Annotated in this window: 12 protein-coding genes; 8 read left to right on the top strand and 4 right to left on the bottom strand. The window is 70.4% G+C overall.

What is annotated here, in order from left to right; translation table 11 throughout:
• On the bottom strand, positions 1-273 hold a 273-nt coding region (locus LW840_RS16405; RefSeq protein ID WP_291277388.1), incomplete at its 3' end, for a carboxypeptidase regulatory-like domain-containing protein.
• Positions 274-382: 109 nt separating this feature from the next.
• Between LW840_RS16405 and LW840_RS16410 the strand changes: the two genes are divergently transcribed.
• Both LW840_RS16410 and LW840_RS16415 read left to right on the top strand, forming a co-directional pair.
• Complete coding sequence (locus LW840_RS16410) at positions 383-1,030, top strand: TetR/AcrR family transcriptional regulator (RefSeq protein WP_291269425.1); 648 nt, start codon at positions 383-385, stop codon at positions 1,028-1,030.
• Positions 1,027-2,100, top strand: a complete 1,074-nt coding sequence (locus LW840_RS16415) for a membrane dipeptidase (protein ID WP_291277389.1) — start codon at positions 1,027-1,029, stop codon at positions 2,098-2,100. Before LW840_RS16410 ends, LW840_RS16415 begins: the two co-directional genes overlap by 4 nt.
• A gap of 20 nt (positions 2,101-2,120) precedes the next feature.
• On the opposite strand, the gene LW840_RS16420 is transcribed toward LW840_RS16415, so the two are convergent.
• Positions 2,121-2,966, bottom strand: a complete 846-nt coding sequence (locus tag LW840_RS16420) for a hypothetical protein (RefSeq protein WP_291269427.1) — start codon at positions 2,964-2,966, stop codon at positions 2,121-2,123.
• Between the two features lie 279 nt (positions 2,967-3,245).
• On the opposite strand from LW840_RS16420, the gene LW840_RS16425 reads away from it, so the two are divergent.
• From LW840_RS16425 to LW840_RS16435, 3 genes are all read left to right on the top strand, one after another.
• Positions 3,246-4,787 carry an NAD(P)/FAD-dependent oxidoreductase gene (locus tag LW840_RS16425; RefSeq protein WP_291277390.1) on the top strand — a complete coding sequence of 514 codons (1,542 nt, stop codon included), beginning with the start codon at positions 3,246-3,248 and terminating at the stop codon, positions 4,785-4,787.
• Positions 4,784-5,746: an alpha/beta fold hydrolase gene (locus LW840_RS16430; protein WP_291277391.1), complete on the top strand. Its 963-nt coding sequence runs from the start codon at positions 4,784-4,786 to the stop codon at positions 5,744-5,746. The genes LW840_RS16425 and LW840_RS16430 overlap by 4 nt, the downstream gene beginning before the upstream one ends.
• A 228-nt stretch (positions 5,747-5,974) precedes the next feature.
• Positions 5,975-7,930: an alpha/beta fold hydrolase gene (locus LW840_RS16435; RefSeq protein WP_291277392.1), complete on the top strand. Its 1,956-nt coding sequence runs from the start codon at positions 5,975-5,977 to the stop codon at positions 7,928-7,930.
• Positions 7,931-8,052: 122 nt separating this feature from the next.
• On the opposite strand, the gene LW840_RS16440 is transcribed toward LW840_RS16435, so the two are convergent.
• The gene (locus LW840_RS16440) at positions 8,053-8,433 is read right to left on the bottom strand and encodes a hypothetical protein (protein WP_291267284.1); all 381 of its coding nucleotides are present in this window, start codon (positions 8,431-8,433) and stop codon (positions 8,053-8,055) included.
• Between the two features lie 112 nt (positions 8,434-8,545).
• Positions 8,546-8,677 (bottom strand): hypothetical protein, encoded by a 132-nt coding sequence (locus tag LW840_RS16445; RefSeq protein ID WP_291267285.1) that lies wholly within the window; start codon positions 8,675-8,677, stop codon positions 8,546-8,548.
• 73 nt (positions 8,678-8,750) lie between these two features.
• Here LW840_RS16445 and LW840_RS16450 point away from each other — a divergent pair, with 73 nt between their 5' ends.
• The 3 genes from LW840_RS16450 to LW840_RS16460 form a co-directional block, all read left to right on the top strand.
• Positions 8,751-10,100 carry a dicarboxylate/amino acid:cation symporter gene (locus LW840_RS16450; RefSeq protein WP_291277393.1) on the top strand — a complete coding sequence of 450 codons (1,350 nt, stop codon included), beginning with the start codon at positions 8,751-8,753 and terminating at the stop codon, positions 10,098-10,100.
• A gap of 40 nt (positions 10,101-10,140) precedes the next feature.
• Complete coding sequence (locus LW840_RS16455) at positions 10,141-10,668, top strand: hypothetical protein (RefSeq protein ID WP_291277394.1); 528 nt, start codon at positions 10,141-10,143, stop codon at positions 10,666-10,668.
• Positions 10,626-11,782: amino acid permease (locus LW840_RS16460; protein ID WP_291277395.1), on the top strand; the 1,157-nt coding region annotated here is incomplete at its 3' end. The genes LW840_RS16455 and LW840_RS16460, both read left to right, overlap by 43 nt.

Raw genomic sequence — 11,782 nt, forward strand, 5'->3', positions numbered from 1 at the left:
CACGCGATGCGTCCCGGCGGGGACGCCGCGGAGCGTGAACCCCCCGTTGGCGTCGCTGCGGGCCTCGAGGTCAAGCTCGGCGATCGTGACCCGGACGTCCGGGATCGGCCGCTGCGAGACGCGGTCGACGACGCGACCGCTCACCGTACCGGTCCGCCTCGACTCGGCAACGGACGGCGGCGGGGTTGGGGCCTGCGCACCGGCCCGGACCGCGGCCGACGGGAGGGCGGTGACGAGGAGGGCGAGCGGGCACGCGCGGACGAGGGATCGCATGGTCCTCTGGGTGGGGGGCGGTGCGCTTGCCCGACCCCGGGGTTGCGCGCCGCCCGACACCGGCAATATTTGCGAGCAATTACTCGCGTACTACTCGCATTCTCCGGCCATGCGCGGTCGCCGCAACGCTCCCCCCATCCTCCCTCGGAAAGCCCCACGTCAGGACCGCTCGCGCGAGCTGGTCGAGTGGATCCTCGAGGCCGCGACTCGCATTCTCGCGGCCGACGGACTTGCCGGGCTCACCACCAACCGCGTCGCGGCGGTGGCCGGCATCAGCGTCGGGTCGCTGTACCAGTACTTTCCCAACAAGGACGCGATCGTGGTCGCGCTCATCGAGCGCACCCAGCGCGGCGTGGCCGAGGCGGTCGAGGCGGTCGCGGCGCAGGTGCGCGACGCACCGCTGCCCACAGCGATCGCGGCGTTCGTGGATCTGGCGCTGCACGCCCAGTACGACCGCAGCACCCTCGCCGTCGCGCTCGACCACGAGGAGCAGCGGCTCGCGCTGCACATCGAATTCGCGGCGGAGCAGCGGCGCATCCGCCGGTCGGTGGCGGACACCATCCGGCCGTCCCTGCGCGGGCTCGCCCCCGAGGCGGTAGACGAGGCGGCCGACGACCTCCACCTGCTGGTCCGGTCCATGGTGGATCACGCCGGGGCCACTGGTGTTCCGCGCGAGCGCATCCGGCCGCGCGTGCTCCGCGCCGCCCTCGGTTACCTCGAGGCGTGCCGGGCGGAGGTGCGATCGTGCCCGCGGTGACGTCGCGTCGCGCGTTCGTGCGATCGTCACTGGCGGCGGCAGCGGGGCTCGCCGCAGGGGCGTCGCCACTGCCGGCGCTGGGCGACCTGCTGCAGCCGCCACCCGACCCGATGACGTTCGACCTGCACCTGCATCCTGGGCAGCTGTTCGCGCGCGGCACGGCAGGGTATCCGGGCGACGAGGCGGTGCTGCGCACGCTGCGCGAGATGCGCGCGGGCGGCGTGAGCGCCGGCTTCGTGAGTCTCGTTGCCGACGCCCCGCTGCTGACGATCGGTCGCGAGGGCGTGTCCGTCACCGGCGCCTTCGCCCCAGGCGAGGCCGACGCCGAGTTCCGGCGTCAACTCGCGGCGGCGCGTGACGTGCTGCCCCGCGCCGAGGCGCGCATCGTCTCGTCCATGGCCGAGTGGCACGCGGCGCGGCGTCAGGGCCAGACGGCCGCGTGGCTCGCCTGCGAGGGGAGCGAATTCCTCGACGGCGACCCCGGTCGCGTGGACGTGCTCTGGGAGGCGGGGATCCGCTCGATCCAGCTCGTGCACTACGCCCCGAATGCCGCCGGCGACCTGCAGACGCACGCGCCGCAGCACGGCGGCCTGTCGGCCTTCGGCGCGGCGGTGGTGCGCCGCATGACGGCACGCCGCATGCTGGTGGACGTCGCGCACGCCACGTTCGAGACGGTGCGCGACGTCTCGCGCCTCGAGCCGGGACCGCTGCTCCTGAGCCACACGCTGCTCCGGCTCGACGCGGCGCGCCCGCTGGCCGCGCGGACGATCAGCCCCGCGCACGCGCGGCTGGTGGCAGCAACGGGCGGGGTCGTGGGCGCCTGGCCCAGCGCCACGAACGCGAGCTTCGCGGAGTTCGTCGAGAACACCAAGCGGCTTGCCGACGTGGTCGGCGTGGCGCACGTCGGGCTTGGCACGGACATGGACGCCAACCTGCGCCCGGTGCTGTCGCGCTACGCGCAGGTCCGCGACTGGACGGCCGGCCTGACGGCATCCGGCTTCTCGGCCGCCGAGGTCGCGCAGATGGCCGGCGGAAACATGGCGCGCGTGCTGGCGCAGGTGGTGGGCTAGGGCCGGTGCGCCGCGGCCGGTCAGCGCCGCGCGGCGGCGGGTAGCCAGTTCCGCAACGCCTCGATCTGCCGTGCAAACTCGTCGCGGAGGCAGGCGGCAACGTCGGCGGCGGCACCGCACCGCTCGTCGCGGCGCTGACGCCACGCGTCGTGGAACGCGACGAGCTCGCGACGCGCGTCCTGCGTGGAATGTGCACGCCGGACCTCCTCCGCCTGCCGCCAGGTCCGCAGGTCGAGCTCGCTGAGCACCGGGTCGGCGCACGTCGCCCGTGCGACCGGTGCCGTCTCCGCAGCACAGTCGAACGACGGACCACCTGGCGGGGGGCGGAACCGGCGCTCGGGCGGGAAGGCCGACGCGGGAAGCCGCGTGCGGGTCCCGCGCGGACCGGTGAAGCGCACCACCGACGGCTCGGCCCCGAGTTCGGCGAGCCACACCGCAAGTGCCGCGCGCGCAGGCCCGGGCACGACGCCGGGCACGAAGGTGCGTGAGCCGAGTCGCAGGGTCCGCCCGTCGAGGATCGCCCCGATGCCCCGCCCGTTCGCCGCGTCGAGCCAGAGGAACCCCTTCACGTGGCACGCGCGGGGCATGCAGGCCGACATCGACACATGGCGCCCGTCGGTGACGAGCAGCGGATCCGGCGGGCCGCCGAGGGCGGCGAGTAACTCGGGCCCAAGCGCGCTCGGCACTGCGCGCGAGACTGCATCCCTCAGGCGACGGTCGTGCACCACCGCGTTCGTGGAGGCGCCGTCGAAGGCGAGCAGCCAGCGGTCCCGTCCCGCGGGGGCCGACTGCGCGCCGGCCACCGAGGCGCCCGGAGCCCACGTCCACGCCAGCACGAGCAGGGCGACGGTCGCGACGTGATGCATGCGGAAGGGACGATTCGGGAAGGCGATACGGCGAGGGCGAGTCAGAAACGACCCAGCGGTCAGTCCAGCGGACACGGACAAGCTACCGCGCCCGCTCGGCGCCAGGCAGGGTCGCTTCCCGCGCTGGCGATGCCTGTGGCACAGCGGAGCGAACAGCCAGGCGCACGGCGTTGGCTGGACCATGGAGGCCGCAACGAAGTCCTGCACCAGACCCTCGCCCACCGCCGCGTCCGCGCCGCCCGTCTCCCGTATAGCGGGCCGGACGGCATATTCCCCGGTATGACGACGCGCTCCGCCGCCCCGATCACAGGCGCCTTCCGCGGTAGCGATCGCCCGATCGCGCGAGCGGAAGCGCCGGCGCATGTGGACGTCCTCATCGTGGGGGCCGGCCTGTCGGGCATCAGCGCCGCGTGGCATCTGCAGCGCGCGATGCCCGACCAGTCGTATGCCATCGTGGAGGCGCGGGCGGCCATGGGCGGCACCTGGGACCTGTTCCGGTATCCCGGCATCCGCTCCGACTCCGACATGTACACGCTGGGCTATCGCTTCCGGCCGTGGCGCGAGGCCAAGGCGATTGCCGACGGCCCCAGCATCAAGCGCTACATCGAGGAAACGGCCCGCGACGCGGGGATCGACCGGCGCATCCGCTTCCAGCACCGGCTGGTGCGCGCCGAGTGGTCGTCGACGGCGGCGCGCTGGACGGTGACGCTGGCTGTGGGGCCTGACGCACACGAAGAGGTGATGACGTGCGGCTTCGTCTTCAACTGCAGCGGGTACTATGACTACCGCGCCGGCTACACGCCCACCTGGGAGGGCATGGAGCGGTATCGTGGGCGCGTCGTGCATCCGCAGCAGTGGCCGGCGGATCTCGATTACGCAGGGAAGCGGGTGCTGGTGATTGGCAGTGGTGCGACGGCGGTGACGCTGGTGCCGGCCATGGCCAGCGGCCCTGGTGCCGCTGCCACGGTGACCATGCTGCAGCGTTCGCCCACGTACATCGCCTCGCTCCCCACCGAGGATTGGCTGGCGAATGGGGTGCATCGCGTGCTGCCGGCGCGGGTGGCGCACCCGCTCATCCGCTGGAAGAACATCAGCCGCAGCATGTTCTACTTCTGGCTGGCGCGCACCTACCCGGGGGTGTTCAAGCGTGGGCTGCGCACCGAGGCGGTGCGGGAGCTGGGTCCATCGTATCCGGTGGACGAACACTTCTCGCCCCACTACAACCCGTGGGACGAGCGGCTGTGCATCGTGCCCGACGGGAACCTGTTCCACGTGCTGCGCGATGGTCGGGCCAAGATCGTGACCGACACCATCGCACGCTTCACCGAAACCGGGGTGGAGCTGGCCTCGGGGGCGCGGATCGAGGCCGACGTGATCGTCACCGCCACCGGGCTGCGGATGTCCATCCTCACCGGCGTCGAACTCGTGGTGGATGGCGAGCCGGTGGAGCTGAGCCGGCAGTTCGTGTACAAGGGGCTCATGCTCAGCAGCCTCCCCAACTTCGCGATGGCGGTGGGCTACACGAACGCCTCGTGGACGCTCAAGAGCGATCTCATTGCCCAGTATGTATGCCGGCTGCTGCGCTACATGCGCGCGCAGGGCTATGCGCAGGTGACGCCGCGGGCCGAGCCGGGAATGCCGGCCCGGTCGGTGTTCGACTTCACCTCGGGCTATGTGCGCCGGGCCGAGTCGATGCTCCCCAAGCAGGGGCCAGCGCGCCCGTGGCGCATTTACCAGAACTACGTGAAGGACCTGCTGGTGCTCCGGTACGGTTCACTGGCCGATCCGGCGCTCGAATTCCGCCCGAGGGAGATGGCATGAACCCGCTGTGGCTGGGTGTCTTGATGGCCCTGCTGGCGGTGTACGCCGGGCTCGTGTGGTTTGCGTTCAGCACGGCCCGCAAGGTGGAGCGGCTGGTACCGCCCCTCGGCCAATTCGTGGAGGTGCAGGGGGTGCGCCTGCACTACGTCGAGCACGGCAGCGGGCCGGTGACGGTGCTCTGCATTCACGGGCTGGCCGGCAACGCGCGGCATTTCGCGGCGCGGGTGCTGGAGCCGTTGAGTCGCCACTTCCGTGTGGTGGCCCTCGACCGGCCGGGCGCCGGCTACTCGGCGCCGCTCGGTGACACCCCCACCCCGCAGGCGCAGGCGGCCCTGATGGCGGCCTTCATTGACGCGCTGGGTCTCGGGCAGCCGGTCGTGGTGGGGCACTCCCTCGGGGGCGCCGTGGCGCTCGCGCTCGCCAGCGGTCACCCCGAGCGGGTAGGTGCGCTGGCGCTGCTCGCGCCCCTCACGCAGCACCCCAAGTCGGTGCCGCCGGTGTTCGCGGCGCTGGCCATCCGCAGTCCGCTCGTGCGCACGATGATCGGGTGGACGCTGGCCGTGCCACTGTCCATCGCCCGGCGCGATGCGGTGCTCAGTGTGGTGTTCGGCCCCGAGCCGGTGCCCGACGATTTCGGTCTCGCCGCCGGCGGCCTGCTCGGGATGCGCCCGTCGGCCTTCACCTCGGCGTCCACCGACCTCGCCGCGGCCGACGTGGGGATGAGCACGCTGGTCGAGCGCCACGCCACCGTGCAGGCGCCAGTGGGCATCCTGTACGGTACGCACGACCGCATCCTGCAGCCCGCGATGCATGGCAACGGCCTGCTGGCGCAGATCCCGCACGCCACGCTCGAGCTGGTGGAGCGCGCTGGCCACATGCTGCCGCTCACGGCGCCGGAGCGGGTGGTCGCCTTTGTGCACGAGGTGGCGGGGCGTCGCACCACTGCCGCATCGGTGTAGGTCACCGCGAGGTCCAGCGCGGCCGCCCCACCAGCGCGGCCGACGGGTCTCCGCCGGCCTTGGCCACCCCACGGTGACCGCCGTGCGCACGAGGCGCAGGGTGCCCGAGCGAGACGGCGGGCACGCCCCGCCCGTTACGCGACGATGGCAAGGGTGACGAACGCACCGTATGCTCTGCGGACCGTCGACTCCCCCGAACGCCGTTCCCGTCCCCCACCTCGGATCGCCATGACCCGGAGTCGTGCACTCGCCCTCGGCGCCCTCGCGCTCGTTTGTGCATCGACACTCGCGGCCCAGGGGGCCACGCCGCCGTCGATCGATCAACTCCAGTCGGTGGTGTCCCCGATCGGTGCCGGCGAACCTGCGGTCTGGTCCGTCGATGGCACTCGCCTGATCTACGTCGGCGGCGATGGCCTCCTCGCGTCGGTGGGGGTGGACGGTGGCGCGCCCATGCGGTACGCGCCGGCGCTGCAGGACGAGCGTCAGATGGAGCGGATGCTGCATGCGCCGTCGCTGGGCGGGGCCTCGCAACTGCGGCGATCACCTGACGGACGGATGGTGACGTATGTGAAGGGGGTGGCCGGAGGGAACGACATCTTCGGCTTCGACATCGCCGCCGGTACCGAACGGCGCATCACGCGCCTCTCCGGCCATGTGCGATCGTACGCCTTCTCGCCCACGGGCGACCGCATCGCCCTCGCGAATGACCGCAACGGCAGCGAAGACGTGTACGTGGTGGAAGTCGCGACCGGCGTGGCCACGCGCCTGACGTCGTCGCCGCTGTACGAGGGTTTCCCCTCGTTCACGCCGGATGGCAACCGCGTGATCTACACGCGCCTCGATTCGCGCTGGGTCGATCACGAGGTCTTCTCCATCCCTGCCGAGGGCGGGGTGGCGCGCCTCGTGCTCACCGACCGGGACTATTTCGACTATCGGCAGGGGGCGGCGTTCGGCGTGGCGCGCGTCTCGCCCGACGGGAAGACGATGCTGTTCCGTTCACAGCGGAACGGGTGGGCCAACTATTGGCTGGCGCCACTGGCCGGAGGGCCGCCGCGCCCGCTGGCGGCAGAGCGGGCCGACCAGAGCGAGGCGCGCTGGTCGCCCGACGGAAGCCAGGTGCTTTTTCTCTCGATCACGAACGGGACGCAGTCACTGAAGGTGGCTCCGGCCGCCGGGGGTGCAGCCCGTACCGTGGTGGCTCCGACGGTGGGGATGGTGTCACGGGCCGAGTGGTCGCCAAATGGTCAGATGATCTCCTACGCCTTCGGCACCCCGACGCGGGCGCCCGATCTGTTCGTCGTGCCCGCCAGCGGTGGGGTGCCGCGCCGGCTCACTGACGCCGACCCCGGAGGCACCATCGCCTCGCAGCTCATCGAGCCGGAGAAAGTCGCCTGGACCAACGAGGGATTCACGATCAACGCCTACCTCTACAAGCCGAGGGGGCTGCGCGCCGGTGACAAGGCGCCGGTGATCATGTTGCTGCACGGCGGCCCCACGTCGCAGTTCTCGGACAACTACCAGCTGCAGCCGCAGTTCTTCGCCAGCCGCGGCTATGTCGTGATCGCGCCCAACGTGCGTGGCAGCTCGGGCTACGGCAAGCGGTTCGAGGACGCCAACAACCGCGACTGGGGCCATGGTGACCTGCGCGACGTGCTCGCGGGCGTGACGTGGGCCAAGCAGCAGGCGTACGTGAATCCGGAGAAGATCGGGGTCACGGGGATCAGCTACGGCGGGATGCTCACGATGTACGCCACCTCGTTCGCTCCCGGCGTGTTTCAGGCCGCGATCTCGGGCTCGGGCTACGGCGACGTGACCGACTTCCACACGGTGGTGCCGGTACTGCAGCACAGCCAGTTGCTCCACTACGAGCTTGGGCGCTGGCCCTCCACGCGGGCTGTGGATTCGATCTATCGGCGCAGCTCGGCGATCCACAGGGCGAAGGACGCCACCGCGCCCACGATGCTCATTCATGGCTACGGCCTCGACGTGCTCGACACCGAGTACGCGGCGTGGAAGTACGCGCGTGAACTGGCCAAGCACTCGAAGATGGTGGAGTACCGGAAGTACCCCAACGAGACCTACTACGTGTACGGCCGCGAGAACACGAAGAACATGCTGGAGGAGATGCTCGCCTTCTTCGATCGCTACCTGAAGGACGGCTCGGTGGACCGCAGCGCGCGGTAGCGACCCGCACCGGAGGCTCCGGGCGATCGCTTCGTTGCGAACGACCGATCGCGGGCCGGCCGCCCGCCGTGCTCGCTCACCAGCTCCATCGGCGGGGGCGCGCCGACAAATCGCGCAACCGGCTAGCCCGCGCGCGCGACATACACATGGGCGGCAGCGCCGATGATGAGACAGACGAGAGCGATGATGTCGGCGGTGAAGACACGGCCGAGCTGGGCGTTGTAGGCACCAATGGACCAGGCCAGACCGAGAAAGGAGACCACGCTCACGAAGCCGGCGACCAACGCGGCAACCTGGTAGGCGGGCCGGATGGCGGCAAACAGGAGAAACGCGCCAAGCAGACCGAACAGGACCGCTCGGTGCCGCATGAGGATCAGGAGGTTCGGCTCATTGAACGGGATGCCATAGAGGGCGGTCAGCTGCGCCGCGCCGAGGACGCCCGCCAGCGGCAACAAGTGAATGACCGCGACCACCACGAGCATCGCAGACACGAGGTAGTGCATCGGCTCCTCCTGCGAGGGCGAAAGAAGGGTTCTGCACGCGCACAATTCTGGCGGCCGAAGGGCGTGCGGCGTTGCGTGCACTCGAAGGAATTGTGCGTGGCACGGGCGCCCGTCAACCGTCGAGGAACATCGGCAACTGGGCGAGCGTCGCTTCAGTGAGCGCATCGAACGCCGTCCATCCGGCACCCCCGTTCAGGCTTTGCCCAGCCGCAGCCGGCGTGTCGGGCAGCAGGGCCAGCCGCACGGCGTCGAACTCGCCGGCGTCGAGCCAAAAGCGGGTGGGTGCACATCGCCGCCCCCGCCGGTAGCTTCGCGGGGTGTCTCCCACCCTCCGCCTTCTCCTCGCCCTCGTGGGCGGCCTTGCTCTGGGCACCATCATCGAGGGAAGCGGCAGCGCCGCCGGCCGGGCGCTGGTCCCGTGGATCGAGCCTCTGGGGACGCTGTTTGTGAACGGCATCCGCATGACCATCATCCCCCTGGTGGTTACCAGCCTGGTCGTCGGCATCACCTCCGCCCCCGACACCCGCACCATCGGCCGCCTGGGAGGGCGTGCGCTGGGATTCATGGTGGTGACCATCAGCTTCGCCGCCATGCTGGGAATCGTCGCCGCGGGGCCGCTGTTCGGACTGCTCTCCATTGACCCGGTGGCCGCCGAGTCGCTGCGCGCCAGCGCGGCCGGCGCGGAGCGTACGGCGGCGGAGAGCGCCAAGGGGCTCCCCTCCATGGGGCAGTGGCTGACCGATCTGGTACCGGCCAACCCCATCAAGTCGGCCACCGACGGCGCCATGCTCCCGCTCATCATCTTCGCCATCACCTTCGGCGTGGCGCTCACGCGCGTGGACGCGGTGCGACGCGAGGCGGTGGGGCGCGTGTTCGAGGGGATCCAGGATGCCTGCATCCAGGTGGTGCGCTGGGTGCTGGTGCTGGCGCCGCTGGGCGTCTTCGGGCTGGCCGTGCCGTTGGCCGCCAAGCTGGGGTTGGGCGCCGCCGGCGCGCTGGCCGCCTACATCGGCGTGGTGGTGCTGCTGTCCACGCTGCTCATGGCGCTCACCTACCCGGTGGTGGCGTTGCTGGGGGGCGGTACGTCGCTGGCCGCCTACGCGCGCGCGACGCTCCCCCCGCAGGCCATGGCGTTCAGCGGGCGCTCGTCGCTGGCGGCGCTGCCGGCCATGATCACCGCCACGCGCGACGTGCTGCGGTTGCCGCCGCAAATCCCGGGGTTCCTCGTGCCCCTCTGCACCGCCACCTACCGGCTGGGCGCCGGCGTGGGGCAGACGGTCCCCATCCTCTTCATCGCACACCTGTACGGCGTCACGCTCCCCCCCGCGCAGCTGGCCGTCGTGGCGGTCACCTCCGTCATTGCCTCCTTCTCCATCCCCGGCATCCCCGGCGGCACCATCGTGGGAATGATCCCCGTGCTCATGGCCGCGGGGCTTCCGGTAGAGGGGGCCGGGCTGCTGCTCGCCGTGGACACCATCCCCGACATGTTCCGCACCACCACCAACGTCACCGGCGACATGATGGCGGCAGTGATCCTGGGGGAGCGGGAGCGACGGGAAGGGGAGGCCAGTGACCAGCAGGGGCACTCCCTTCTCGGCGGTGAGCCGGATCTCGAGCCCCGAGACGATGGAGAGACTCCACCGCCCGGGGTACCGCGACGGAAGTGATCGGCGTCCCGCGCCCAGCGAGGTGGCGACGAGCTGGAACGTGCTCGATCGCCGACAGCAGGCGCAGCGGCTCAAGGGGCACCTGCTCGGCATCATGGGCGGGCTGGACGACAACGTACCGCCAGGTTCCGTGCGGCACGTGATGGATGCGCTGATGAAGGTGGCCAAGGACGTTGATTTCATTGGCCTGCCGAACCCCCCGCACAGCCTGCGGGCGTTCGCGCCGTACGTGAACCGTCGGCGTTGGGACGCCGACGATGCCGCGTCAGAGGTTCTTTCACGCCTTCCTCGAGACGCCAAGCCGCCGATGCATTTTGCGCGTCAGCCTGGTGAGGCGCCGGCGGAGGCGTGTCGCCGTGCCGCACTCCGGATTCCCCCTGCTAAAGCCGCAAAGGTCTTGCCCGCCAGTATGGCGCATGGCGTGTCTGCATGGAATGATTGGCGGACGGATGCGTGCAACGATTGGCGGAACGATCTCCGGTACGCCTCGTCGCCAGGTCCAGGCGCCCACGTCCACGACCTCACATGTCAAACACGCTCGAACGAACTCTGGGGGTCCGCGACCTGACGTTGCTCGTCGTCGGCAACGTCATTGGGTCCGGGATCTTTCTCGTGCCGGCCGCCGTGCTGGCGCAGAGTGGAGAGTCCGTGCCGGTGGCGATCTCCGTCTGGCTGGTGGGTGGACTGCTCTCGCTGCTGGGCGCCTTGTCGTACGCCGAGTTGGGCGGCATGGACCCGGGTGCGGGTGGCCTCTATGCCTACATCCGCGACGCATTCGGTCCCTTCCCGGCGTTCCTCTATGGATGGACGCTCTTCTTCGTGATTGGGTCCGGAACGATCGCCACGCTGTGTGTGGCCGCGGGCGACTATTTCACGCAGTTCACTCCGCTTTCGCCGATGGCGAAGCGCATCTTCGCGCTCTCCCTCATTGTGCTCATGGCCGTGATCAATGTGCGCGGCACGCGTGAAAGTGCCGCGGTACAGAACGTGGCCACCGGCTTCAAGGTGCTCGCGATTCTCAGCATGAGCGCGATCATGTTCGCGCTGGGCCACGGCAGCACTCTCCCGCCCGTATCGCACGTGGCGCAGCCGCTCACCGCCTCGGGTGTTGGTCTCTCGATCATCTCGGTGTTGTGGGCGTACGAAGGGTGGCAGTACGTGACCTTCGTGGCTGGCGAGGCGAAGGATCCGCAGCGATCCATTCCGCGCGCGATCGTCTGGGGCACGGTCGCCCTGATCCTCATCTACGTGATTGCCAACTTCGGCTATCTCGCCGCGCTTGGCGTGTCACGCATGGCGGCGTCCGATCGCGTCGCCGGCGAGGCGATCGCGCAGGTGATGGGATCCGCCGCGGGCTACCTCGTTGCGGCGGCGATCATCGTGTCGATGTACAGCGCGGCGCATTCGGCCGTGATCACGGTCCCGCGGGTGTACTTCGCGATGGCCAAGGACGGCGTGTTCTTTCCGCAGATGACGCGCATTCATCCCACCTTCGGCACGCCCGCATTCGCCATCATCACCAGCTGTGCGTGGGCGGCCATCCTCGCGCTGAGCGGGACGTTCGAACAGTTGCTCACGTACGTGGTGTTCATCGGGTGGATCTTCTACGGGCTGGGAGCGGCGGCGGTCATCGCGTTGCGCATCAAGCGGCCGGATGCGGTCCGGCCGTTTCGCGTGCCGGG

The sequence above is a fragment of the Gemmatimonas sp. genome, from assembly GCF_021298855.1.
In the GTDB taxonomy this organism is placed as follows: domain Bacteria; phylum Gemmatimonadota; class Gemmatimonadetes; order Gemmatimonadales; family Gemmatimonadaceae; genus Gemmatimonas.

Coding starts and splice junctions, on each gene's coding strand:
- LW840_RS16425 (WP_291277390.1), top strand. CDS start 3,246: ATGACGACGCGCTCCGCCGCCCCGATCACAGGCGCCTTCCGCGGTAGC.
- LW840_RS16430 (WP_291277391.1), top strand. CDS start 4,784: ATGAACCCGCTGTGGCTGGGTGTCTTGATGGCCCTGCTGGCGGTGTAC.
- LW840_RS16440 (WP_291267284.1), bottom strand. CDS start 8,433: ATGCACTACCTCGTGTCTGCGATGCTCGTGGTGGTCGCGGTCATTCAC.
- LW840_RS16410 (WP_291269425.1), top strand. CDS start 383: ATGCGCGGTCGCCGCAACGCTCCCCCCATCCTCCCTCGGAAAGCCCCA.
- LW840_RS16435 (WP_291277392.1), top strand. CDS start 5,975: ATGACCCGGAGTCGTGCACTCGCCCTCGGCGCCCTCGCGCTCGTTTGT.
- LW840_RS16420 (WP_291269427.1), bottom strand. CDS start 2,966: ATGCATCACGTCGCGACCGTCGCCCTGCTCGTGCTGGCGTGGACGTGG.